Below are 23,677 nucleotides of genomic sequence, written 5' to 3' on the forward strand. Positions count from 1 at the left end.
TGACGTTAGTCATGACGCACCTCGGCGCGGGCGAGTTCAGCGAGATGCAGCAACGCTTCGGCGCAGCAGTCGAGCGCGTCGTTTGCGGAGGGCGCAAGCGCGGCGTCGCGTAGGGCGCGGTTGATAATTTGGATTTGCAGCGGAAGGGCAGTTTGCTCGGGACGAGCGAGGGTATTGCCATGCATGGCTTTGCTCCTAGACGAGACTATGGACCCGTATTTGAGACGGGCGGGCAGGAGCTCAAAACCGTGTCTAGACGGCGGGCATATTCCCCTTGCGGGTCTTTTATTAGCCGCACTCCCGCCCATTGGAGCAAAACCAATAGACGAAACAAAAGCCACAGACTGACGGGGTGGCTTGACCGCTAGACATGGTGTTTTGAGCACCGTTCCCGGAGGATAGTCGAGCAATTCGCCGTCCGTCAAGTTGTTCGCAAAATCGTACCTAACCGATGGCGCCTGTAAGCGCTCCGATCTAGCATCTCTAATTGGGTTGTTTGATTGACTGGCCTTTGAGCCAGCTATTTTCTTATCTGTCATGCGGACTCTCCGAGCAGGACCGCACGCAGCTCACCAACGTTCCACAATGCGTGGCCGCCGATGTTGCGGGGTTTCGGGAGGTCGCCGCGCTTGGAACGGTTCCAGACGGCAGAGACGCTACAGGAGCAGAGAGCAGCGACGGTTTGAACCCTGACGCCTGCCGCGGCGGGCAGGCTATCGAAGTTCCGGACTTCAGTGTTGGTCATCGTATCGACTCGAAATAGTGCGGGATTGCACTGGTCGAGACGACTTTAATAATCAATGACCTGCTGAGATAGCCGCGCGCCGAGCGGACGTAACCATATGGTCGCTCTTCGTATACGCGTGCCACGCAAGCGTATTAGGCAGACTTGTCTCTCCGTAGATCAAGGATCCATTCATAGATGGTCGTAAATGCTCTGTCTTCACTCAGCTTGCATTCGTGTCGACGGTTCATCTCTAGTGCGCCGGCCTCAAGGGCCTTTGCCGCTTGTCGAGCTGACTTGCCGTTCCACTTGCCGGCAGCGAGTTGATCACGGAGCCAATCCTTGATCGGCTGGTAACGCTCTGCGCGGGCAAGCCCCCCATTTGACGAACGCTCAAGCAGTGCTTCCCGAGCGGCTTCGCGAGCCTTTTGCGCGGCATACTGCCGTCCGGCCGACTGACTCGCGATTGAGATGCTGTTACTCGAATTGGATAGATGATTAAGCGCTGCCGTGACTTCGCCTTTTCGCAGGCATGCTCCAGCACGGTCTATCTCCGATAGTGCCTGTGCGGCCAGCATCATCAAGACGGCAGGCTGTTGAAGGAAGGGGGTCGATGCGTCAGTGCAGCCTTTAAATGGAGGCGGCAACTCGTCCAAATCGTTTTCCTTGAGCTGGGATAGCAGCAGGGAAGCCGATCCATGCTCTGGCGTGTAGGGCCAGCCGTGCTCCGCTGCTTCTTGTTGGCCCAAGGAATTCCAACGATCCTCAACCGTTTCCACCACTTTCGAAAGCGCAAAGATCGCGCTTATGCTCGCAGTGCCCGCGTATCCATGCCAACGCGGCGAACACCACGTCCTCGCGTTCTCAACGAAACCGCTTAGCCCAAGATCTGCGGCCCGACGATCGTACGGGTCGTCGAACTCCCCAATGATTTCAAACATAGCTCGCCCTATAGCAAAGCCCTATCTGGGAGCCGTGCCAGCCGGGTAGGGCACCCGGTTTTCGCCCCGTCGGGCTAGGCGCGGCAAACCTTCACGCCGGTTCATTCATGGGCAGGACGGCGCCCAGTTCGATGACCTGGTCGCAGAACGTAGCCCAGTCTTCCATCAGCCGGCGGCGCTTCTGCAGCACGTCGGAGCGCCAGTAGGCCGCCTCAGTCGCGTCGCCCTTGATGTGCGCCAACGCCACCTCGGCCAGCTCGCGTGGATAGTTGGTGTACTCGCTCGCCCAGTCCCGGAACGTCGAGCGGAAGCCGTGCGGCGTCGCATCCAGTCCTTGCCGGCGCATGATGGCGAGCAGAGACATGTCCGAAAGCGCGCGGTTTGCCCGTGGGCTTGGAAAGACGAGATGGACATCGTCCTGGCGTTCTATCGCCTTCAGGAGCCGCACGGCAGCCGCGGGCAGCGGCACACGGTGCTCCTTTCGCGCCTTCATCTTCTCGGTGGGCACGGACCAGATGCCCTTTTCGAGGTCGATCTCGCGCCAGTCGGCGGCCCGCGCTTCGCCAGACCGCGCGGCGGTCAATATCGAGAACTCCAGGCAGCGGGCGCTGACGCCTTCGATAGCGCGCAGAGTCTTCATGAATGCGCCCATCTGCACGATCGGCAGGGCGGGGTGATTGCGTACGCGCTTCGTCTTCTTCGGGGCGCTCAGGAGCTTGTCAAGGTTGCCCCGCCAGGCGGCCGGGTTGCCGCCTTCATCCCGGAAGCCTTTGACGCGCGCATAGTCGAGAATGGCCTCGATCCGGCCGCGCAGACGGCTCGCCGTCTCTGTCTTCTCTTGCCAGATCGGTTCCAGGATCTCGAGGACATGAGAGCGCGTCACGTGGCGGACCTGCATCTTGCCGATGACTGGATGAGCGTATTCGGCGAGGGTGTATGTCCACTGCGCGCCGTGCTTGGAGTTGTGCCACTCGACTTCCTTCGCCGCGATGTAACGCTCCGCCGTTTTCTCGAAGGTCATTTCCAATGCCTGGCCCGCGCGCAGCTGGCTCGCCGCTTCCTTCCTCTGCATCACAGGGTCAATGCCGCGCTTGATGTCCTCTCGAAGGGCAAGGGCTCTTTCGCGCGCCTCGGCGACGCCCATACCCTTCTGAGAGTAGGCCTCGATGCCGATTTCACGACGCTTGCCGGCGACAACGACACGGAGCACCCAGTAGCCTGCCCCAGTGTCCGAAACGTACAGGTACAAGCCAGTGACGCCGCCCACAGCGTAGCGGCCGGTTTTTTTCAGTCTGCTGACCGCCAGCGGTCCAAGTTCCTTCGCTTTTTTTGGCATTGGCGCTCGTCAAGGTTCCCACGGGCGGTGAGTACCAGGAAGCGCGGGAGCAATCTATCCACCAACGCCTCCACCATCAGCCCTCCACCATCCCATCCACCATAAAATTTACAACTGAACGCGTCGAAACGCAATGAGACGAGACGCTCGGACGTAGGAGTATCGGGCTGAGAGGCTTACTGAATGGGGGTTTGCGCGATCAAGCGCGACGAAACGAGACGAGAGAAAATAGGCGGGGTGGCGGAGGCGGTGAGATTCGAACTCACGGAAGGATCACTCCTTCGCCGGTTTTCAAGACCGGTGCCTTAAACCGCTCGGCCACACCTCCAGCAAGGCGCGTATTGTAGCGCACTCAAACGCGCTTCGGAACCATCAGCCTTCGAGCGAGCGCGTCGCTTTCAAGGCGGGAAATAGTTGCATCCATAGAAGCGCCACGGCAATCGTTCCGAGTCCGCCGATCAGCACCGCCGGCACTGCGCCGAACAAACCCGCCGTCATCCCCGATTCGAATTCGCCGAGCTGATTCGACGTCCCGATGAACAATGAATTGATCGCGCCGACGCGTCCGCGCATCTCATCGGGCGTCTGCAACTGCACGAGCGACATGCGCACGACCACGCTGATCACATCCGACGCGCCCAGCGCCGCGAGCGCCACCAGCGACAAATAAATGTTGCGCGACAAGCCGAACACGATCGTCGCAATGCCGAACGCAATCACGCCACCGAAAAGCGCCGTGCCCGCACGCTGCCGCAACGGAAAATGCGCCAGCCAGATCGAGCCGGTAAGCGCACCCACGGCCGGCGCCGCGCGCAAGACACCCAAGCCCCAAGGTCCGGTATGCAGGATGTCGCGCGCGAACACCGGCAAGAGGGCGGTCGCGCCGCCGAGCAGCACCGCGAACAAATCGAGCGACAACGCGCCAAGGATCACCGGCTTCTTGCGGATGAAGGCGATGCCCGAAAACAGCGCCTCGAACGACAGCGGCGCGCGCATGCGGACGGCTTCATCGATCCTGATCGCCGCCACGGCAAACGCCGCGCCGAGAAACGCGACGGCTACCGCGCCATACACCGTCAACGCGCCGAGGCCGTAGAGGAGGCCGCCCATCGCCGGGCCGAGAATCTGCGCCGTCTGATTTGCCGAGGTGGACCACGCCGTCGCGTGCTGCAATTGCGAACGCTGGACGAGATTGGGCAGCAACGCCGCCATCGATGGCGATTCGAACGCGCGCGCCGCGCCCGTGATCGCCGCGATCGCGTAAATGGGCGCAACGCTTTGCCAGCCATGCCACGCGCCCGCGCACAGACAGAGCGCCGCGGCGCCCTCGATGCCCTGACAAACCCACGCGATCGTGCGCCTGTCGTAACGATCCGCCACATGGCCGACGACGAGCGTGAGCACGAACATCGGCAGGAACTGCGCGAGTCCGACGAGCCCGAGCGCAAACGCGCTATGCGTGATCGAATAAACCTGCCATCCGATCGCCACCGACATCATCTGAAATGCCACCGACGACATTACCCGCGCGCTCCAGAAAAGCGCAAACGGACGATGCCGCATCACCGAGTCCGATCCCAACGTGGGCGCGCTCAATTTTGCGAATCCTTCAAGAACAGCTCCTGTAGATCGTTGAGAAAGCGCTGGCCGAGCTCGGTCGGCGCAATGCGTTCGAAGTCGCGCGTGATGAGTCCGCGCTTCTCCGCTTCGACGAGCGCGGGTTCGATAGCCGACATCGACAAGCCCGTGCGCTCGATGAACGAATGCACCGGAAAGCCTTCGACCAGACGCAGCGTGTTGAGCATGAATTCGAACGGCAGATCGCGCGGTCCGACTTCGCGCTCTTCCTGAATCGCGCTCTGGCCGGGCGAAAGCGCCTGGTCCATGAATGTCGCCGGATGCTTGAAGCGCGCCTGCCGCAAGATTTTTTGCGGAAACGAGAGCTTGGTATGCGCGCCCGCGCCGATTCCAAGGTAATCGCCGAAACGCCAGTAATTCAGGTTATGTTTGCTTTGCCGATGCGGCTTCGCATACGCCGATACTTCGTAATGCTCGTAGCCGGCATCGCGCGCGCGTTCGTGAATCCAGTCCTGCATGTCGGCGGCGGCATCGTCGTCGGGCAGCGTGGGCGGGTATTTCGCGAAGAGCGTGTTCGGCTCCATGGTCAGGTGATACAGCGACAAATGCGGCGGCGCAAAGCCGATCGCGGTGTCGATATCGCGGCGGCATTCGTCGAGCGTCTGCTTCGGCAACGCGAACATCAGGTCGAGATTGAAATTGTCGAAGTGTTTCGACGCGATTTCCACGGCTTTGCGCGCCTGCGTTGCATCGTGAATGCGGCCGAGCGCCTTTAGATGCGTTTCGTCGAAACTCTGAATGCCGATCGACAAGCGGTTCACGCCGCTCGCGCGAAACTGCGCGAACTTCGCGGCTTCGAAGGTGCCGGGATTGGCTTCGAGCGTGATCTCGGCGTCGGCGTCGATGGGCAACAAGGCGCGCGCGTCCGAGAGCAGCCGGTCGAGTCCTTTCGCGGACAAAAGGCTCGGCGTGCCGCCGCCGATGAAAATGGTGTGTACCTGCCGTCCCCACACGAGCGGCAGCGCGCTTTCGAGATCGGCACGCAAGGCGTCGAGGTAACGGTCCTCGGGGAACGCATCGCCGTTCCACTCATGCGAGTTGAAATCGCAATACGGACACTTGCGCACGCACCACGGGAAATGCACGTAAAGCGCGAGCGGCGGCAACGACTTGAGCCGGATGCTTCCCGGCGATGTGAATGCCTGCACGACATCGATTGTCTTCGGACCGGAACTCACGCAAGTTCCTTGAGATGTTGCAGCAATTCACGCAGCGCCAGCGCCCGATGCGAAAGCGCGTTCTTGCGTGCCGGATCGAGTTCGGCAGCCGTCGCGTTGAGCGTCGGCAAAAAGAAGTGCGGATCGTAGCCGAAGCCATGTGCGCCGCGCGGCGTGTCGATGACTTCTCCGTGCCAGCGGCCTTCGGCGATGAGCGGTTCTGGATCGTTCGCGTGACGCACGAGCACGAGCACGCAGAAGTAATAGGCGCGGCGGTCGGCTTTGTCGGCGAGTTCGGAGACGAGGTGCGCGTTGTTGGCCGCATCGCTTTTCACGCCGCCGCGCATCGAGGCGAAACGCGCCGAATACACGCCGGGCGCGCCGTTCAGCGCGCGTACGCAAAGGCCGGAGTCATCGGCCAAAGCGGGCAGGCCGGTGAGCGTCGCGGCGTGGCGCGCCTTGGCCAGCGCGTTTTCGACGAAAGTGGCGTGCGGTTCTTCGGCTTCCGGCACGCCGAGTTCGCCCTGCGCGATCAATTCGATTCCCGCCGCATCCAGCAGCGATGCGAATTCGCGCAGCTTGCCCGCGTTGTTCGACGCGAGCACCACGCGTCCGAGTGTTGCCGTATCAGACACCTTCTATCCCCAGTGCAGCTTTTTGCTTCGCGATCAGGCCTTTTATGCCGCTGTCCGCGAGATCGAGCAGCGCGTTCATTTCGTCGCGCGAAAATGGTGCGCCTTCCGCCGTGCCCTGAACTTCGACGAAACCGCCCGCGCCCGTCATCACGACGTTCATGTCGGTGTCGCACTGCGAGTCTTCCTCGTAGTCGAGGTCGAGCACGGGCGCGCCCTGATAGATGCCGACGGAAATGGCCGCGACGAAATCCTTGATCGGCGCTTGCGCGATACGGCCATTCGCGACGAGCTTCGTGACGGCATCATGCGCGGCGACGAACGCGCCCGTGATGCTCGCCGTGCGCGTGCCGCCGTCGGCCTGGATGACATCGCAGTCGATATTCAGCGTGCGCGGACCGAGCGCGTTCAGATCGAATACGGAGCGCAGCGCGCGGCCGATCAACCGCTGGATCTCCTGCGTGCGGCCGGTCTGCTTACCGCGCGCGGCTTCGCGGTCGTTGCGCGTATGCGTGGCGCGCGGCAGCATGCCGTATTCGGCGGTGAGCCAGCCCTGGTCGCGCCCGCGCAGGAATTCCGGCACGCGCTCGGCGATACTCGCCGTGCAGATGACCTTGGTATCGCCGAACTCGACGAGCACCGAGCCTTCCGCATGCTTCGTGTAGTGCCGCGTGATGCGCACGTCGCGCAATTGATTCGCGCGGCGGCCGCCCGGACGCGGAACGGAAGGTTTCAGCAGGGGAGAGTCGGTCATGGATGGGCCAGAGTGGAGTTGAACGCGTAGTGAAAGTGCCGGCGCTCGATAAAGACGCGGGAATAACGCGAAAGCGCGGCGTGTGCGCGATTTTATCGTTAATCCAAAGCCGGCGTTGTCGCGCGCGGCCAGCGCCGCGAGGCGTCATATCAGCGGGCGCGGCAGTAAAAATGGGATAATGCGGGTTCCTCGCCCGGCGGCCATACGCGTGCCACCGAAGCGCACCCTCAAGCGCGCCGGGCGCTCGTATCGAAACGGCCTTCGCAACGAAGGCTCACATCGCGAGACGTACCATGATCTACAGCATGACAGGCTATGCCAGCGCGACCCGCGAAGTCGTCGCGGATGGCGCGGGACCCAATGGCGCGGGCGGTTCGGGCGTCGGTGTATCGGTGGAATTGCGCACGGTGAATTCGCGCTTCCTCGATCTGAACTTCCGCATGCCCGAAGACGTGCGCGCAAGCGAGCCGCAATTGCGCGAAATGCTGATGAGCAAGCTTTCGCGCGGGAAGGTGGATATCCGTATCAATCTGAATCGCGTGGAGCAGACGGCCAACGCGGGCGCGCTCAATCGCGAAGCGCTCACGCAACTCGCCGCGCTCGAACGCGCCGTGCTCGACGTGTTTCGCGACTCCGAACGCATGCGCACTGGCGAGATTCTGCGCTGGCCTGGCGTGCTGAAGGAGAGCTCGGTGTCGCAAGACACGTTGCGCGAAGCCGTGCTCGCGTGCGGCAAGCAGGCAATCGCCGATCTCATCGACGTGCGCGCGCGTGAAGGCGCGGCGCTGGGCGCGGTGCTCATCAACAACGTGACGGAGATGGAAGCCATCGTCGCGCGCATCACGCCGCTCGTGCCGGAATTGATCGCGAAGCATCAGCAGAAGATCGTCGAACGCTTGCAAGACGCGCTCGGCATTGCGACGAACGACGGCGCCACATCGGCGAGCGTGCCGCGCGAGGAAATTGCCGAGCGCATTCGCCAGGAAGTGACGATGTACGGTATTCGTATCGATATCGCCGAGGAATTGCAGCGGCTCACCGCGCATCTGACCGAAACGCGCCACGTGTTGCAAAAGGGCGGCAAGGTCGGCAAGCGCCTCGACTTCATGATGCAGGAGCTTAATCGCGAAGCAAACACGCTCGGCTCAAAGGCCGCGGCGAAGGAACTCGCGGATGCATCGATGACGCTGAAACTGCTCATCGAACAAATGCGCGAGCAAGTACAGAATCTGGAGTAACGCAACATCATGCCGAACAACACGCACCGCTCGCACAGCAACTACACGGGCATTTATCCGGGCAACCTGTTCATGGTCGTCGCGCCTTCGGGTGCGGGCAAGTCCACGCTCGTGAACGCGCTGCTTGCACAGGACGAAGCTATCCGCCTGTCCGTTTCCTATACGACGCGCGACCCGCGCCCGAAGGAAAGCAACGGCGTGCAGTATCACTTCGTTTCCGTCGATGAATTCATGGAACGCCACAAGGCAGGCGAATTCCTCGAAAGCGCCGAAGTGCACGGCAACTACTACGCGACCTCGAAGGTGTGGATCGAGGATCAGATGCGTAACGGCAACGACGTGCTGCTCGAAATCGACTGGCAGGGTGCGCAGCAGGTGAAGAAGCAGTTCCGCAATGCGGTCGAGATTTTTATTCTGCCGCCTTCGCTGGACGCGCTCGAAGACCGTCTGAAAAAACGCGGCCAGGACTCGGAGAAAGTGATCGTGCGGCGTCTGCTTGCAGCCGGCAGCGAGATGGCGCATGCATCGGAAGCGGAGTACGTCGTGATCAACGAGAACTTCGATCGCGCGCTCGCCGAGTTGCAGTGTCTCGTCAAGGCGACGCGGCTGCGCTTCACTTCGCAATACGCGCGTCATACGGAGCTATTCGTGGAGCTCGGCATTCACTCCGCGCAGGCGCAATGACGCGAAGTAGTGGCCGGGTCATGCCGGTCACATAAGGTAGAATAAAGTACATATCGAGAAGGAAACAAACATGGCCCGCATCACCGTCGAAGACTGCCTGAAACAAATTCCTAACCGCTTCGAGCTCGCGCTTGCAGCGACCTATCGCGCGCGTCAGCTCGCACAAGGCCATACGCCGAAGATCGAAAGCCGCGACAAGCCTACGGTCGTTGCGCTGCGCGAAATCGCGGCCGGCCAGGTCGGCGTCGAAATGTTGAAGAAGGTGCCGGTTTAATTGCCTTCGCCTTCGTAATAGTCCGTGTGACCCTCATCACGGGCGCTGTTTTTTGCATGGCGTTTCAACTCTCCTAACCGGACGACATTGCGCGTCACTTACCCACGGAGGCGAACATGAGTCAAGCACCGTTGCCCGTCTCCGCCTCCGTGGAACCCGACATCGAAATCGATCAGGATTCGGTGCTCGACGCGGACAAGCCCCAAGCGGCGCGCAGATATATCGATGCGGTCCTCGAACAGTCGTTTCGCCATCTGTTCGGGCCCACCGCCACGCCGGAACAGCCGCGCAAGCACGACGTCGTTTCCATCGCGAAACTGACGAACACGCTTGCAGGCTATCTTTCGCCGGAAGAGATCAAGGAAGTCAAGTCGGCTTTCCATTTCAGCGACGAAGCGCATCTCGGGCAGTATCGTCAAAGCGGCGAGCCCTACATCACGCACCCGGTTGCCGTTGCGGAAATTTGCGCGGGCTGGAAGCTTGACGCGCAATCGATCATGGCGGCGCTACTGCATGACGTGATCGAGGATCAGGGCGTCACCAAGACGGAGATCGCGGAGCGCTTCGGCGCGAAGGTCGCCGAACTGGTCGACGGCTTGTCGAAGCTCGACAAGATGGAATTTCGCAATCGCGAGGAAGCGCAGGCGGAAAACTTCCGCAAGATGCTGCTGGCCATGGCGCGCGATGTCCGCGTCATCCTCGTCAAGTTGTCGGACCGGCTGCACAACATGCGCACGCTCGGCGCGGTGCCGTCGGAAAAGCGCCGTCGCGTCGCGCGCGAGACGCTCGACATCTACGCGCCCATTGCGCATCGGCTGGGTCTGAACAATACGTATCGCGAGCTGCAGGATTTGAGCTTTGCGAACTTCAATCCAACCCGTTACGCCACGCTCGAAAAAGCGGTGAAGGCGGCGCGCGGCAACCGGCGCGAAGTGGTCGGCAAGATTCTAGAAGCCGTTCAGCGCACCATCGCGGACGCCAAGATCAGCGCCGAAGTCACCGGCCGCGAAAAGACGATCTTCAGCATCTACAAGAAGATGCGCGACAAGCAGTTGTCGTTCTCGCAAGTGCTCGATGTTTACGGTTTTCGCGTGGTCGTGGAAAGCGCGCTCGAATGCTATACGTGCATCGGCGCGCTGCATGCGCTCTATAAGCCGGTGCCGGGCAAGTTCAAGGACTACATCGCCATTCCGAAGGTCAATGGCTATCAGTCGTTGCATACCACGCTGGTCGGTCCGTTCGGCGCGCCCATCGAGTTCCAGATTCGCACGCGCAAGATGCACGAGATCGCCGAGGCGGGCGTTGCGGCGCACTGGCTCTACAAGAACGGCGGTGCCGACCTCAACGACGTGCAAAAGCGCGCGCATCAATGGCTCAAGTCGCTGCTCGACATTCAGAGCGAAGCAGGCGATTCGAGCGAGTTCCTCGAACACGTCAAGATCGACCTGTTCCCGGACGCCGTCTACGTTTTCACGCCGAAGTCGAAGATCATGCCGCTGCCGCGCGGCGCGACCGCACTCGACTTCGCGTATTCGATCCACAGCGACCTCGGAAATCAGTGCGTCGCGGTGAAGATCAACAACGAATTGCTGCCGCTGCGCACGGAGTTGAAGAGCGGCGATATCGTCGAAGTCATTACCGCGCCGTACTCCAAGCCGAATCCGGCGTGGCTCGGCTTCGTGCGCACGGGTAAGGCGCGCTCGGCCATTCGTCACTATCTGAAGACAATGCGCCTGAACGAGTCCGTGCAGCTGGGCGAACGTCTCGTCGATCAAAGCCTCAAGGGTTACGGTCTGGCGCTTTCGGATGTCACGCCGGAAGTCTGGGAAAAGCTCGTGCAATGGACGGGCAACAAGACGCGTCAGGAAATTTTCGCGGATATCGGTCTTGGAAGGCGCGTGGCAGCGGTCATGGCCAAGCGCATCGAAGTGCTGATGAACGGCCGCGACGACGACGATCACTCGCCGCGCGATCACGTCAATACGAATACGGCGCCGCCAGTTGTCATCACGGGCACGGAAGGCATGTCGGTGCAGCTTTCCGCGTGCTGCCGCCCGATTCCCGGCGACGACATCATGGGCTATATCGGCATCGGGCTCGGCATGGCCATTCATACGACCGAATGTCGCGTGGCGCAGCGAATTCATCGGCGCGATCCGGGTCGCTGGATCGACGTCGCGTGGGCGCCGCAGCCGGGACGTTTGTTCGATGTCGCGGTGAAGGTGCTCGTCAGAAACACGAAGGGCGTTTTTGCGCGCGTCGCGGCGGACATTACGTCGGCGGATGCCAACATCGTCCATATCGCCATGGATGAAGACGTCTCGCAGGAAGCCAAGATGCTGCGCTTCGTCATCCAGGTCAGCGACCGCGTGCATCTCGCCAACGTAATGCGGCGTGTGCGGACCAATCCGGACGTCATGCGTATCGCGCGCGAGCGGCCTAGCGACGAGCCGCATCATCGCAATCAGGAAGGCGGCATGCGCATCGACCGCGAACGCGCCGACTATTGATCCACGGCGCGGGCACATCGCGTGCATGCCTGTACGACTACAGGAGAAGCGCCACATGCAAACATCCGATCTCGACGGCCAGGCACTCGACTACTGGGTAGCGCGCGGGCTGCACGATTTCATTCGCGAAATCCACTTCACCGACAGCGGACAGACGCTCTCCATTCGCGGCAACGATCGCGGCCGGCCTTGGGACGGTCGCTTCCTGCCATCGACTTCGTGGGAAGCCGCTTCGGTCGTTCTCGAGCGCGCGTGCCGGCTCGAAATGAGCGATCATGGACGCGGCGAGGTGGTCTGCAGCGTGAGCTTCGGCAAGGACGCGGACACGATGGAAGGGCGCGGACCGTCGCTGCGCGTGGCGCTTCTGCGCGCGTTCGTGCGTCACTCTTTCGGCGATACCGTGGACGACGAATTCCCGCATCGCTCGCAAATGCTGATGGGCGAACGAGCCGAGGCGATTGGCGAACCAAGCGCGGTGGCATCGGTTGAAGATTTGCCGATACCCGACGAGCGTATAGGCGATATCGGCTCGTTGCCGCGGCAGTAGAGTAACTAGCGACGAGGCAAACAAAAAGGGCCTTCCGTGTGGAAGGCCCTTCGAAAGGTGGTGCGGCTGGCAGGATTCGAACCCACGACCCCTTGGTTCGTAGCCAAGTACTCTATCCAACTGAGCTACAGCCGCACGCAAAACGGTACTGCTTCAAACGGTACTGCTTGTTTATTACATGCGCTTTTGGTTAAGCGCTTGATGCTGTTTTCCGTCCGAAGGCGGGAAACCTGAATTAAGTGGTGCGGCTGGCAGGATTCGAACCCACGACCCCTTGGTTCGTAGCCAAGTACTCTATCCAACTGAGCTACAGCCGCACGCAGAAGCGGAATTATAGCCAAGCCTGTTTGAAAAAGGAAGGGGCGTTGACCAAATTATCGCTTTAGATGCGTCCTCCACGCTCAACGCGCGTGGTAAGTTGTTGGTTTGGGGGCAGAGAAGCCCCGGAAATTCGAACTTGGTCTGTGCGATGAACAAGGCATTTGTCAAAGAGTCGGACGAAAGTGACGACGATCTCGAACTCGGTCAGCCGGACGTTCCGGCGGGGACCAAGAACTACATCACGCCAGCGGGCCACAAGCGCCTGCGCGACGAGCTGTTGCAATTGCTCGATACCGAGCGCCCCGAAGTGGTCAGGCTCGTGTCGTGGGCGGCGTCAAATGGCGACCGCTCGGAGAATGGCGATTACATTTACGGCAAGCGTCGGTTGCGAGAAATCGACCGGCGTATCCGCTTTCTCGGCAAGCGTCTCGATCTCGCGGAAGTGGTGGACAGCAGCAGGCAGGAGAACGTCGACCAGGTGTTCTTCGGTGCGACCGTCGACTATTCCGGCGACGATGGCGAGGTGCATACGGTGACGATCGTCGGCGTGGACGAGGTCGACCTGGACGTCGGTCACGTGAGTTGGATCTCGCCGGTGGCGCGCGCGCTGCTCAAGGCGAAGATCGGCGATACGGTGCCGTTGCATACGCCCGCAGGCGTGCAGCAGATCGACATCCTCGACGTGCGCTATCCGCGCTAAAAGTTTTGAAGGCGCTTCGGTGCCCGGAACGTTGGACGAAAAAAGGCCGCTCCGAAGAGCGGCCTTTTTCATACTGATGAAACCAGTCCAGCTTAGAAGCGGTGACGCAGACCAACCGTTGCCGAGACTTGGTTCGGCGTCGACGAAACGCCTACGCCGTTGATCGTCGCGCCCAGACCCGTGCCATCCAGATCCGAAACGTGTTGGTATTCGCCTTGCAGATATACGTCCGTACGCTTGGAAAGCGCGTATGCCGTTTGCAGGTCGACTTGGTGGAACTTCGGCTTCACGCCATCGATGCGGCTGTCGGTGTACGTGTAGTTCGCTGCGAGCGACAAAGCCGGCGTCAGGTTGTAACGGCCGTTGACTTCGTAGTTCGTGAAGCGAACGTGGCCGTCCGTCAGACCAACTAGGCCGGCGCCTTGCGAACCCGTGTTGCTGATGGCCGTTGCGTTGTCCAGCATCGTCTGCGTGAACACGAAGCCAACCGTTGCCGGGCCGAAAGCGTAGTTCACGCCGCCGCCGAAGATGCGTTGACGGCCAGCCACGAACGGGTTGTCGCCGCTGATCGCGCCACCGGTGTTCAGCGAACCGGCGTTGTTCAGTTGCATGTACGCGCCAGCGATGTTCAACGGGCCGTAGTTGTACGATGCGCCGACGCTGTATTGACGGTTGTCCGAGAAACCGCCTGCTTCGTTCGAGAAGCCATACTGCGCGCCAAGCTTGAAGCCGGCGTAGTTCGCGCTCGTGTACTTGACCGAGTTGTTCACGCGGAACGTGTTGTCGAGGTTGTCGTTGTCGAACGGGTGGGCGAACTGCGTGCCGCCGTATTGCGTGCCCGTCAGAGCCAGAGGCCCGAGGAAGTCGACCACGGAGTCATATTGACGACCGAGCGTGACCGTGCCGAATTGTTCGCTCGACAGACCAACGTACGCTTGACGGCCGAATTCGCGGCCACCCTGGCCCAGCGTGCCGTTAGCGATGTTGAAGCCGTTTTCCAACGTGAAGATTGCCTTCAGGCCGCCGCCGAGGTCCTCAGCGCCGCGCAAGCCCCAACGGCTGCCGTTCACCGAACCGCTGGTTTCCTTGAAGTTGCTGTGGCCGTTCTGATTGTTCGTGTAGGTGATGCCTGCATCGATCAAGCCGTACAGCGTGACGCTGCTTTGGGCGTGAGCTGCAGTGGCGAAGACACCCGAGAGGGCTGCGACGATGAGAGTCTTTTTCATCTTTGTAACTCCGAGAGCAGATTGGGCCCTAGACCCAGGCTTTGAGGAAACCTCGTTCCGGCGCGCTGCGAGAGGCGCTGTCGGAGGAGTCATGCGTCACGAAGAGACACATGTGTTTCCGGACCAGACGAAGTGTAAAGACGGCGTTACAAGCGGGGCGTTCCAATTTCCGCAATAAATCATTCTTCTAACAGCAATGATCGATGAACCGCTTATTCTTCTTTTAATACAACGCTTTAAGCGCGAATAAAGTCGTAAGGGCGGAAGTGTCAACCAACTCGCGTTGCGCAAGCGCTACATATAAGTTGGCGCAAAGCAACAGGCGCTTTCCGAAAATACGGATTGTTGAGCCAAGTGAAACAGAAGATTGCTTTTTTCGAGGGTAATTATTGCTGCAGCCGTAGCTATACTGAGGGCTCTGCTTTCCGAAGCAGACTTTTTCGTTGACGGAAAAGATCTCCAAACTTTGTCAGCGCGATCTTCGGGTCGCGCTTTTTTTTGCTTGAAACTTCGCGAACTCACGGGCCGCAATCTAGGCCGTGGCTTTCTCCTCTTCCCGCTCGACGACGTCCGCGCCGAGCGGCACTGCCCAATCCTCCATCACGTAGCGGCGGGCGTCCATGGGCGATGCGAGCAGGTTTTGCCAATGATCGCCGTGCCAGGAAGGATCGATTTGGAGCAAGCCGGCCGATGACGTTTCCGGCGCAATGGTCGGAGCGAATGCCAGTTTCAACCAATGCGCAATACGCTTGAATCGGATTATCACAGCGTCCTCCTTTACAACTGGTTGCGAGTCAGTTTCCATAATCCTTAATTGCAGAGAATTGGGCAAGACGAGTAAACACTTACGATTTTAATAAATCGGTTACGGGCGTGGTAATTTTTTCACTTAATCAATGCGTCACTGCCTGTTGCTTGGAATAACGATGACGGAAAGCAGTAATCAGGATTAGTCTGAATTACGGATTGGTTAATGTGCAACAGCGGTCGCCGTATTATCTTCCGGGCTCGATAACGATTATCGACCTCTGACTTGTGAGACCGGAGATTCGCAGGATGCACCCCATCGCGGTAGCTCGCGGCGCGCCCATCGCCGGTTGACGGCCAGCTGAAGCGGCCTCGGGCGGCGTATGGACGCTGACTGAGCGACCATCACCAAAACCCATAAGTAACCAGGGTTATCCGCCATTGTGTCAAAATTCGTGTTCAACATTGTCGCCGAAAAAAATTAATTGCAACGGCTCAAGCGTCGTAAATCGTAAATCCGGGTAATTACGTAAACCGACAATATATTCCCTTAACGAGAATTACTTACCGATTACCGCGGCTCGGCGACCAAAGCCCCGGTCACCCCCGCTGCGTTAGAATGGGCAATCTCGTCCCATCGCTTACTCCCGCGAATCCCGCAATCTCCCGCCGTCCGATAATGCATTTCGATCCACCCGCCGAATTCAAGCTTCCCACCGATCCCATCGTCTTCGTCGATCTCGAGACGACGGGCGGCACGTTCGGCATCGATCGCATCACGGAGATCGGCATCGTCGAGGTCGGGCCAAGCGGCGTGTCGCAGTGGACCACGCTCGTCAACCCGCAGAAGCCGATTCCTGGCTTCATCCAGCAATTGACGGGCATCACCGATGCCATGGTGCGCGACGCGCCCACCTTCGAAGCGCTCGCGCAAGACCTGCTCGAACGCATGAACGGGCGGCTTTTCATCGCGCACAACGCCCACTTCGATCACGGTTTCCTGAAGGGCGAATTCCGGCGGCTCGACCTGCGCTTTACGCCGGATGTGCTGTGCACCGTGCAACTTTCGCGCGCCGTGTATCCCGCCGAAAGCCGCCACGGACTCGATGCGCTCGTCGAGCGTCACGCGCTCGTGCCGTCCGCGCGTCACCGTGCTCTCGCCGATGCGGATCTGCTTTGGCAGTTCTGGCAGCATCTGCATCGCTCGCACGCGGCCGATTTACTGGGCGCGCACGTCGAACGCGTGACGCGGCGCTTTCAGATCGCGGCTCATATCGATGAAGACACGATCGAGCGCATACCGGTTGGCTGCGGCGTCTACGTCTTTCGCGGCGACGACGATGCCCCGCTATATGTCGGCCGAAGCGTGCGCTTGCGTCAACGTGTGCGTTCGCATCTGGTCGGGCCACGCCGTTCCGCGAAGGATTTGCGGTTGTCCGCGCTCGTGCGGCGCGTCGAGTGGCGCGCGACCGGTGGAGAAATCGGTGCGTTGCTTGCCGAAGCGCAACTGGTGGCGGCACTGCGGCCGGCGCATAACCGCGTGCCAAAGGCGCGTACCGGCGACATGCGTGGCGCGCCGTGGCCCTATGCGGGTCCAATCGCAATCGAAGAACGTGATCCGGCGATGGCCGAACGCGTCTGGCATGTCATCGACCGATGGCAATATCTCGGTTCGGCTCGGAGCATCGTCGACGCGCGCGCCTTGTCGGCGATTGCTTCGGCGCCCGTCTTCGAACTCGCTACCTATCGCATCCTCGGCGAGCGCCTCGCGCGCGGACTGGGGTTCGTCGCACTCGAATGCGCGCCAGCAGCTTTCGCGAATCAGGTCACCAGCTAGCCAACCGCGCCCACGCCGCCCGCCGCGCACACATGCGACAACGCGTGTGAGAGCGGATCGTTCATCGACGAGTCATAGCGCGTCAGATGCTTCCAGCGCGCCACGCTTTGTGCAAGACGCAGCGGACAATCGTCGGCTTGACGTAGCGGTTCGACGCGCGCGAGCGCGGTCATGAGCGACTGCGTCAGGCGATCGAGCTTCGGGCGCGTGTCATGCGCGAGATCGGGCGGCGTGCCTTCTGGCGCAGCCTTCGCCGCGCGCCAGTTGGCGAAGAGCGCGTTCTGCACGTCCTTGCTGGCATCGATCTGATCGCGAAAGAACTGGCGCGCGAACGCGGGATCGACCTGCGCGGCGCTGGCTTTGTCTTCGACTTGCTTCAGGAGCGCGGCTTCGCGCGGTTCATCGGTGATCGGTTCGTGACGCGCCCACTTCCAGCGCGCGACGGGTTCGGCAAGCGCAAGCCGTTGCGAGACGAGAGCAATGAGATTGGTGAAGGCGGTGTCGTCGCCATCGGCGCTAACGGGCGCCGACAACGTGAAGAGCAGAGCGGCGACGCCAGTCACCGCGAGCACGCGAGATGAAGCGAGGAGAGAAGTCAAAGATCGGCTGCGCATGGGCTCGATGCAAAAGTGCCAGCATAACGCACCGCTGTGAGAGTTCATCCCGGATAGGCGAGTCTTGCCGCACGACTCCCGGCTGCCGTCAAAAGGATAAGGCGCGACTTCGCCTGGCTTCTGCCATGAAGAGACCGTGAGGTCCGTGCGCGCCGTGCGCACTGGGCGTCGTTTTCACGACGACGGCGTGACGATCAGCGCGCCCGCCTATTTCGAGCCGGTCGAGTTGCGCTGTTCGTCGAAGAACGCGCGAACATGCTCGGGCAACTCGGTGGCGAGAAATTCGACGGCAACCGGGTCCGGGTCCGGACTGTTCACTTTGTCGGGGGTCGGGATTTTCGTCGGTCTGGCGTCCATGATGCTCTCCTCTGTGTCGACAACGATTACTTACTAGCCATTCCGCGACGCAAGCCCGTTTCATGGCTTTTGCAGCGCCGCATGCGGCCTTGCGAATTCATTACTGCGTTCTGTGTGAATGCGTTATCGGTACGCCGGCAGTCCGACTTGAGCGATTTATCCAGTACGAACGGTTTTAAATAAGCATGTGGTCACGAATTACCGAATTTAAAAATCGTCCAACGCAAAAATTACTTAAAAAGCCAGATAATCGGTAGCTCCGGAAGCCGCGCCCAGCTTGGCTCGGCGACCGTGAGGCCATCGCGCACTAATAGTTTAGCGATTCCTCTATGGATATAACGATACCGGGAAACCAGCGTTGACGCTCGATTGTGCGCAGCGGAAAATAGCTCGTTGTTGTACGAAAGCGCACATAAAGAATCAATCATCGAAGTGTGACGCCCGAATGTGAAATCGGTGTGGTGATTTCGCTGTTAATACGCAAGCGTTTCGGATCGAAACCGTACTGTTGTAATCGCACACTGAAAGCGTCTTCATGGCGTCACGCAAATCAGCTTGCGCTGCCGAATAGCTGCGCCACGACGGATCGCAGCCAGCGGTTTCCTGCTTCGTGGTGATATCGCGCATGCCAGTGCTGACGCACGGCAAATCGATCGACGGGAAAAGGGCACGGGTGAACGGCGACGTCGTTGACTCGCGCCAGCGTCTCGCCGATATTGCGCGGCAGCGTGGCGATGAGGTCGGTGGTCTTGATGATCGATCCGAGGCCGAGAAAGCCCGGCAGTTCAAGCACGACATCGCGCTCGATATGCTCGCGCAGCAGCGCCTGCTCAAGCAACTGCGCGCCCGTGCCGGCTGCGATCGCCACATGTCCCTCGGCGCAATATTGCTTTCGGCTGAGCTTCGCGCGCAGCCTCGGGTGGCTGCGGTTGGTCAGGCAAACCCAATCCTGCATATATAACTGCTGCTGGTAGATTCCTCCGCCAAGCCAGGGCACATGTCCGATCGCCAGATCCGCCTCGCCGGATTCCAGGGCGCGTTCCGTGTTGCCGTCGATTCGCGCCGCATCGAGACGCACGCCGGGCGCCTGCGCGCGCACATGCGCCAGCATCCGCGGGAGCAGCGTGATGTGACTGGCGTCGGTCATGCAGATTCGAAACCGCCGCTTGGCGGTCGATGGATCGAACGCAATTTCCCATGCAGCAAAGCGCCGCAGCGATTCGAGAATTTCCCGGCATGGACCGATCAGCGCGTCGGCCTGCGGCGTGGGCGCCATGCCGCTCGGCGTACGAATGAAAAGCGGGTCTTGCAGATGCGTTCGCAAGCGTCCGAGCCAGATGCTGATGGTCGGCTGGCTTTGTCCGAGCTGCTCTGCGACGCGCGTCACGCTGCGCACGTCGTAGAGCAAATCGAAGAGTTGCAGCAGCTTGAGGTCGGGAAGTTCGATCGGTTCCATCGGCCCATTGTCACGGAACAAGCCGCGCGAGTGATATTGCCAAACGCAATGTGGTCATTGAATTCATTGCATTGCCGATATGACCCGTGAGCCGTATCTTGGTCGCAGATCAGGGGGACGGCTGTGAAAATCGCGATTCTGGGTGCCGGTGCGCTCGGCTGCGCCATCGGTGCGGCGCTGACCGAAGGCGGCAACGAGGTGTGGTTGCTGAACCGCTCCGTCGCGCACGTGGACGCCATGCGCCGCGACGGCCTGCTCGTCGACGACGCCACCGGCTCGCGTCGCGTCACAGTGCGCGCCACGACGCAAGCCGCCGATGCCGGCGCGGCCGATCTCATCATCGTGCTGGTCAAATCTTTTCATACCGATGCCGCCATGCGCGGCGCGCTCGAACTGATCGGTCCCGAAACGGTGGTGCTGTCGCTGCAGAACGGTCTCGGGCATGAAGACGTGCTGGCGGGAATCGTCGGACGCGAACGCGTGCTGGCCGGCAAGACATACGTCGGCGGCGTCATGCGTGGCGCGGGACATATCGAGTCGGGCGTGGCCGGCAAGGCGACCATCGTGGGCGAACTCGACGGCCGCGTTACCGCGCGCGTCGCGGCCATCGCCGACACCTTCAACGCGTCCGGGCTCGCCACGACGGTCAGCGACAACATCCTCGGGACGATGTGGGACAAGCTCCTCGTCAACGTCGCCACCGGCGCGCTCACGGGCATCACGGGCCTGACTTACGGCCAGTTCTATGAAGACGCGCATCTCAAGGCCACGTCTCTCGCGGCGGTTGCCGAAGCGATGGCCGTGGCGAAAGCGGCGGGCGTCGCGCTCTCCGGCACCGATCTGGAACGGCCGTGGATTCTCGCAGGCGAAGGGCTCTCGCCCGCCTTCAAGACGTCGATGCTGCAAAGCCTGGAAAAAGGCTCCGCTACCGAGATCGATTTCATCAACGGCGCGGTCGTGCGCTGGGGCGAGCGGCACGGCGTGCCGACTCCCGTCAACGCGACGCTCGTCGCCTGCATCAAGGGCATCGAGCGGGCCATGACCGACCGAAAAGAATAAGGAGACAACCGCATGAACGGCAGCAAGGCGTATCTGGAACACGTCGCCATCTGGGTGAAGGACATCCACTGGCACATCCGTTTTTTCGAGGACGTGCTCGGCATGACCATGCGCGAAGTCGACGGCACGATCGACGAACCGCGCCAGTACTGGGCGCTCGGCGGTCTGCAGTTCATCCACAAACCGGACCATGACGCGCCCGAAGGCCGGCTCGGCCATCTGGGCGTGATGTGCGAGGACCTGGAAGCGGCGCTTCGAGCCGCGCAGCGCCACGAAGTCACTGAAATGCCGCAGGGACGCAACTGGATTCGCCTGCCGGACGGCCTTGCCGTCGAGCTGATTCAGGCCAAGCCCGCGTCGTGCGTGGCACGGGCGCTTTCCATCGATCCGCGTTCGGAGGCATGAGATGACGATTGTCGATAAATACTGGGACGACGCCCACGAAGGCGACGAGTGCACGAGCCCAACCTATACGGTCACGAAAGCGCGCATCCTCGCTTACGCCGACCTCACGGGCGACCACACGCCGGTCCACGTCGATGAGGACTACGCCAACGCGAGCCACTTCGGTTCGATCGTCGCGCATGGACTCTTCGGCTTGTCCATCGCGGACGGCCTCAAGACGCAGAGCGACTACCGCTTCCTGCCGGGCATGTCGCTTGGCTGGACGTGGGACTTCAACCTGCCGATCAAGGTCGACGACGTGCTGCATGTGAGGTTTCGCATCGGCTCGATGCGTGCCAGCAAGAGCCGTCCGGACTGGGGCATCGTCATCTTGCCGTCGGAGTTGATCAATCAGCACGGGCAGGTCGTCCAGCATGGCGAGCATCGTCTGATGGTGCCGCGCCGACCGGGAGCAAAGTAATGCAGGCACGTCCTCTGGAAGGCATGCGCGTCGTCGATTACAGCCACTTTCTGGCTGGTCCCTATGTCGGACGCTGTCTCGCGGCGCTCGGCGCGGAAGTCATCAAGGTCGAACGTCCGGTCAGCGGCGATGCGGGCCGGCAGCATGCAACCGTGCTCGACGACGAACAAAGCGCCTACTTCCTGCAACTCAACATGGGCAAGCGCGGCGTCAGCGTCAACATGCGCGATGCGCGCGGCAAGGAATTCATGCAGCGCCTGTGCGACTCGGCGGACGTGTTCGTCGAGAACTACCGGCCGGGCGCGCTCAACAAGCTCGGCCTCGGTTACGAAGAGCTGTCCGCGCGCAATCCGGGTCTCGTCTATTGCTCGATCTCGGCTTACGGTCACACGGGACCGGACGCGCATCGCGCGGGCTTCGGGCTGATCGCGGAAGCGAAGAGCGGCATCATGCAGATGATCGGCAATCCCGGCGAGCCGCCGCCCCTGATGCGTATTTCGCTCGGCGACATGTACACCGGCATTCACGCGGTCGCGGCGATCAATGCGGCGCTGCTCGGCCGCGTGAAGAGCGGGCGCGGGCAGCATATCGACATGGCGCTCTACGACACGCTCGTGTCGATGCACGAATACGCGGTCCAGTGCTACACGATGCAAGGCGTCGTGCCCGAGCAAACCGGTCATGACATGCCGACATCGACGCTCTATGGCGTGTTTCGCGCCGCCGACGGCGACCTCGTGATCGCGGCGCAAGTGGACGATGCATGGAAGCGCTTCGCCGCGCTGCTCGAAGCGCACGGCGCACCGGCGGGCTTTGGCGCCGACGCGCGCTTTCACACGCTCAACGGGCGCAATGCGAATCGGCTCGACATTCTCGCGGTGGTCAAGCCCTGGGTCGCATCGCGGCCCGTTGCCGACGTGCTTGCGTTGCTCGACAGCATCGACGTGCCGTGCGCGAAGGTGCAGCGGATCGACGAAGTGCTTGCGGACCCGCAGATCATCGCGCGTGGCATGGTGATCGAGCAGGAGCATCCGCGCTTCGGCAAGCTGCGTCTGCCGAACCTGCCGTTCCGTTTCTCCGATTGCGATACGACCATTCGCGAAGTCGGGCCGGACCTCGGTCAGCACAACGCGGAAGTCGCGCAGTCGCTGGGGTTCGACGCGGCGCAGATCGACGCCATGCAGACCGACGGCGTGCTGTATTCGAAAGCGAGGCCGCGATGAGCGATCGGTACGCGGTGATCGGCAACCCGATCGGCCACACGAAATCTCCTTTGATCCACGGCCTGTTCGCGGAAGAAACGCGGCAGGACATGCGCTACACGGCAATCGAAGGACCGCTCGAACCGCACGACGCCTTTGCCGATACGGTGCGCGCGTTCATCGCGGACGGTGGCAAGGGCATGAACGTGACCGCGCCGTTCAAGCTCAAGGCGTTCGCCATGGCCGATGAACGCAGCGAGCGCGCAACCCTTGCGGGCGCCGCCAACGCGATGAGCTTCGAAGACGGCAAGGTCGTCGCCGAGAACTTCGATGGCGTCGGCCTGGTGCGCGACATCGAGATGAATCTCGGTTTGCCGATGGCCGGCAAACGCGTGCTTCTGCTCGGCGCGGGCGGCGCGGTGCGCGGGGCGCTGCTGCCGTTTCTCGATGCGCGGCCCGCCGAACTCGTCATTGCGAACCGAACCGTGCCGAAAGCCGAAGCGCTGGTGCGCGAAGTCGGCGCGCAAGCGTCGTTGACGGCCTGCGGATACGACGCGCTCGAAGCCATGGGCGGCTTCGATCTCGTGGTCAACGCGACCTCCGCGAGTCTCACGGGTGACTTGCCGCCCGTGCCGCCAAGCGTGTTCGATCCCGACGGCGCTGCCTACGAACTCGTCTACGGCAAACGGTTGACCCCGTTCCTTCGGCTCGCGCGCAATGCCGGCGTAAGGGAAATAGCCGATGGCGTCGGCATGCTGGTGGAACAGGCAGCGGAAGCCTTCGAATGGTGGCGCGGCGTGCGTCCGCGGACGCGCGCGGTAATCGATCGGCTCACCGTTCCGCTCGACTGACGAGGCA

At 61.3% G+C, this 23,677-nt stretch carries 23 protein-coding genes and 3 tRNA genes; 12 read left to right on the forward strand and 14 right to left on the reverse strand.

From position 1 onward, the window contains the following. Window positions 1–879: 879 nt before the first annotated feature. The 7 genes from NCT04_RS04065 to rph form a co-directional block, all read right to left on the reverse strand. The gene (locus NCT04_RS04065; protein ID WP_250463783.1) at window positions 880–1,665 is read right to left on the reverse strand and encodes a hypothetical protein; all 786 of its coding nucleotides are present in this window, start codon (window positions 1,663–1,665) and stop codon (window positions 880–882) included. Window positions 1,666–1,756: 91 nt separating this feature from the next. Further along, window positions 1,757–3,001, reverse strand: a complete 1,245-nt coding sequence (locus NCT04_RS04070) for a tyrosine-type recombinase/integrase (RefSeq protein WP_250463786.1) — start codon at window positions 2,999–3,001, stop codon at window positions 1,757–1,759. Window positions 3,002–3,239: 238 nt separating this feature from the next. After that, window positions 3,240–3,329 (reverse strand) — tRNA-Ser (locus NCT04_RS04075). A 44-nt stretch (window positions 3,330–3,373) separates the two neighbouring features. Further along, window positions 3,374–4,564, reverse strand: a complete 1,191-nt coding sequence (locus NCT04_RS04080; RefSeq protein WP_244827984.1) for an MFS transporter — start codon at window positions 4,562–4,564, stop codon at window positions 3,374–3,376. Between the two features lie 29 nt (window positions 4,565–4,593). Then, complete coding sequence (gene hemW, locus NCT04_RS04085; protein WP_250463788.1) at window positions 4,594–5,817, reverse strand: radical SAM family heme chaperone HemW; 1,224 nt, start codon at window positions 5,815–5,817, stop codon at window positions 4,594–4,596. Further along, the gene (gene rdgB / locus NCT04_RS04090) at window positions 5,814–6,431 is read right to left on the reverse strand and encodes an RdgB/HAM1 family non-canonical purine NTP pyrophosphatase (protein WP_250463791.1); all 618 of its coding nucleotides are present in this window, start codon (window positions 6,429–6,431) and stop codon (window positions 5,814–5,816) included. The genes hemW and rdgB overlap by 4 nt, the downstream gene beginning before the upstream one ends. After that, on the reverse strand, window positions 6,424–7,182 hold the full coding sequence (gene rph / locus NCT04_RS04095; protein ID WP_250463794.1) for a ribonuclease PH: 759 nt from the start codon (window positions 7,180–7,182) through the stop codon (window positions 6,424–6,426). Before rph ends, rdgB begins: the two co-directional genes overlap by 8 nt. Window positions 7,183–7,475: 293 nt before the next feature. Between rph and NCT04_RS04100 the strand changes: the two genes are divergently transcribed. The 5 genes from NCT04_RS04100 to NCT04_RS04120 all read left to right on the forward strand — a co-directional run bounded on the left by NCT04_RS04100 (window position 7,476) and on the right by NCT04_RS04120 (window position 12,435). Beyond that, window positions 7,476–8,420 (forward strand): YicC/YloC family endoribonuclease, encoded by a 945-nt coding sequence (locus NCT04_RS04100; RefSeq protein ID WP_244827352.1) that lies wholly within the window; start codon window positions 7,476–7,478, stop codon window positions 8,418–8,420. 9 nt (window positions 8,421–8,429) lie between these two features. Continuing rightward, window positions 8,430–9,104 (forward strand): guanylate kinase, encoded by a 675-nt coding sequence (gmk, locus tag NCT04_RS04105; protein ID WP_244827353.1) that lies wholly within the window; start codon window positions 8,430–8,432, stop codon window positions 9,102–9,104. Between the two features lie 70 nt (window positions 9,105–9,174). Continuing rightward, window positions 9,175–9,378 (forward strand): DNA-directed RNA polymerase subunit omega, encoded by a 204-nt coding sequence (gene rpoZ / locus NCT04_RS04110; RefSeq protein WP_006025620.1) that lies wholly within the window; start codon window positions 9,175–9,177, stop codon window positions 9,376–9,378. A gap of 116 nt (window positions 9,379–9,494) precedes the next feature. Further along, window positions 9,495–11,888: a RelA/SpoT family protein gene (locus NCT04_RS04115; protein ID WP_250463796.1), complete on the forward strand. Its 2,394-nt coding sequence runs from the start codon at window positions 9,495–9,497 to the stop codon at window positions 11,886–11,888. Window positions 11,889–11,943: 55 nt separating this feature from the next. After that, entirely contained in the window at window positions 11,944–12,435 is a 492-nt protein-coding gene (locus NCT04_RS04120; RefSeq protein ID WP_250463799.1) for a phage protein NinX family protein, read from the forward strand. Window positions 12,436–12,493: 58 nt separating this feature from the next. On the opposite strand, the gene NCT04_RS04125 is transcribed toward NCT04_RS04120, so the two are convergent. Together NCT04_RS04125 and NCT04_RS04130 are read right to left on the reverse strand one after the other, a co-directional pair. Beyond that, window positions 12,494–12,570: transfer RNA gene (locus NCT04_RS04125), tRNA-Arg, on the reverse strand. 105 nt (window positions 12,571–12,675) lie between these two features. Next, window positions 12,676–12,752 (reverse strand) — tRNA-Arg (locus tag NCT04_RS04130). Window positions 12,753–12,904: 152 nt separating this feature from the next. On the opposite strand from NCT04_RS04130, the gene greB reads away from it, so the two are divergent. After that, complete coding sequence (gene greB, locus NCT04_RS04135; RefSeq protein ID WP_250463802.1) at window positions 12,905–13,456, forward strand: transcription elongation factor GreB; 552 nt, start codon at window positions 12,905–12,907, stop codon at window positions 13,454–13,456. Between the two features lie 92 nt (window positions 13,457–13,548). Here greB and NCT04_RS04140 read toward each other — a convergent pair whose 3' ends face one another. Beyond that, window positions 13,549–14,682, reverse strand: coding sequence for a porin (locus NCT04_RS04140; protein WP_244827357.1), 1,134 nt, complete (start codon window positions 14,680–14,682; stop codon window positions 13,549–13,551). Between the two features lie 532 nt (window positions 14,683–15,214). Continuing rightward, a complete protein-coding gene (locus NCT04_RS04145; protein WP_250464028.1) occupies window positions 15,215–15,448 on the reverse strand; it encodes a hypothetical protein in 234 nt (77 codons plus the stop codon). A gap of 660 nt (window positions 15,449–16,108) precedes the next feature. Between NCT04_RS04145 and NCT04_RS04150 the strand changes: the two genes are divergently transcribed. Beyond that, window positions 16,109–17,266 (forward strand): exonuclease domain-containing protein, encoded by a 1,158-nt coding sequence (locus NCT04_RS04150; RefSeq protein ID WP_250463804.1) that lies wholly within the window; start codon window positions 16,109–16,111, stop codon window positions 17,264–17,266. Here NCT04_RS04150 and NCT04_RS04155 read toward each other — a convergent pair. From NCT04_RS04155 to NCT04_RS04165, 3 genes are all read right to left on the reverse strand, one after another. After that, entirely contained in the window at window positions 17,263–17,880 is a 618-nt protein-coding gene (locus NCT04_RS04155; protein ID WP_250463807.1) for a chorismate mutase, read from the reverse strand. The genes NCT04_RS04150 and NCT04_RS04155 overlap by 4 nt on opposite strands. A gap of 207 nt (window positions 17,881–18,087) precedes the next feature. Further along, window positions 18,088–18,237 (reverse strand): hypothetical protein, encoded by a 150-nt coding sequence (locus tag NCT04_RS04160; RefSeq protein ID WP_244827361.1) that lies wholly within the window; start codon window positions 18,235–18,237, stop codon window positions 18,088–18,090. A gap of 550 nt (window positions 18,238–18,787) precedes the next feature. Then, the gene (locus tag NCT04_RS04165; protein ID WP_250463810.1) at window positions 18,788–19,693 is read right to left on the reverse strand and encodes a LysR family transcriptional regulator; all 906 of its coding nucleotides are present in this window, start codon (window positions 19,691–19,693) and stop codon (window positions 18,788–18,790) included. Between the two features lie 123 nt (window positions 19,694–19,816). Between NCT04_RS04165 and NCT04_RS04170 the strand changes: the two genes are divergently transcribed. The 5 genes from NCT04_RS04170 to aroE are packed head-to-tail and all read left to right on the forward strand — an operon-like array spanning window position 19,817 to window position 23,670. Continuing rightward, a complete protein-coding gene (locus tag NCT04_RS04170) occupies window positions 19,817–20,752 on the forward strand; it encodes a ketopantoate reductase family protein (RefSeq protein WP_250463813.1) in 936 nt (311 codons plus the stop codon). A 12-nt stretch (window positions 20,753–20,764) separates the two neighbouring features. After that, the gene (locus NCT04_RS04175) at window positions 20,765–21,157 is read left to right on the forward strand and encodes a VOC family protein (protein ID WP_250463815.1); all 393 of its coding nucleotides are present in this window, start codon (window positions 20,765–20,767) and stop codon (window positions 21,155–21,157) included. A 1-nt stretch (window position 21,158) separates the two neighbouring features. Next, complete coding sequence (locus NCT04_RS04180) at window positions 21,159–21,617, forward strand: MaoC family dehydratase (protein ID WP_250463818.1); 459 nt, start codon at window positions 21,159–21,161, stop codon at window positions 21,615–21,617. Beyond that, window positions 21,617–22,840 (forward strand): CaiB/BaiF CoA transferase family protein, encoded by a 1,224-nt coding sequence (locus NCT04_RS04185; RefSeq protein ID WP_250463821.1) that lies wholly within the window; start codon window positions 21,617–21,619, stop codon window positions 22,838–22,840. Before NCT04_RS04180 ends, NCT04_RS04185 begins: the two co-directional genes overlap by 1 nt. Next, on the forward strand, window positions 22,837–23,670 hold the full coding sequence (gene aroE, locus NCT04_RS04190) for a shikimate dehydrogenase (protein WP_250463824.1): 834 nt from the start codon (window positions 22,837–22,839) through the stop codon (window positions 23,668–23,670). Before NCT04_RS04185 ends, aroE begins: the two co-directional genes overlap by 4 nt. Window positions 23,671–23,677: the final 7 nt, after the last annotated feature.

The organism is Caballeronia sp. GAFFF2 (assembly GCF_023631485.1).
Classification (GTDB): Bacteria; Pseudomonadota; Gammaproteobacteria; order Burkholderiales; family Burkholderiaceae; genus Caballeronia.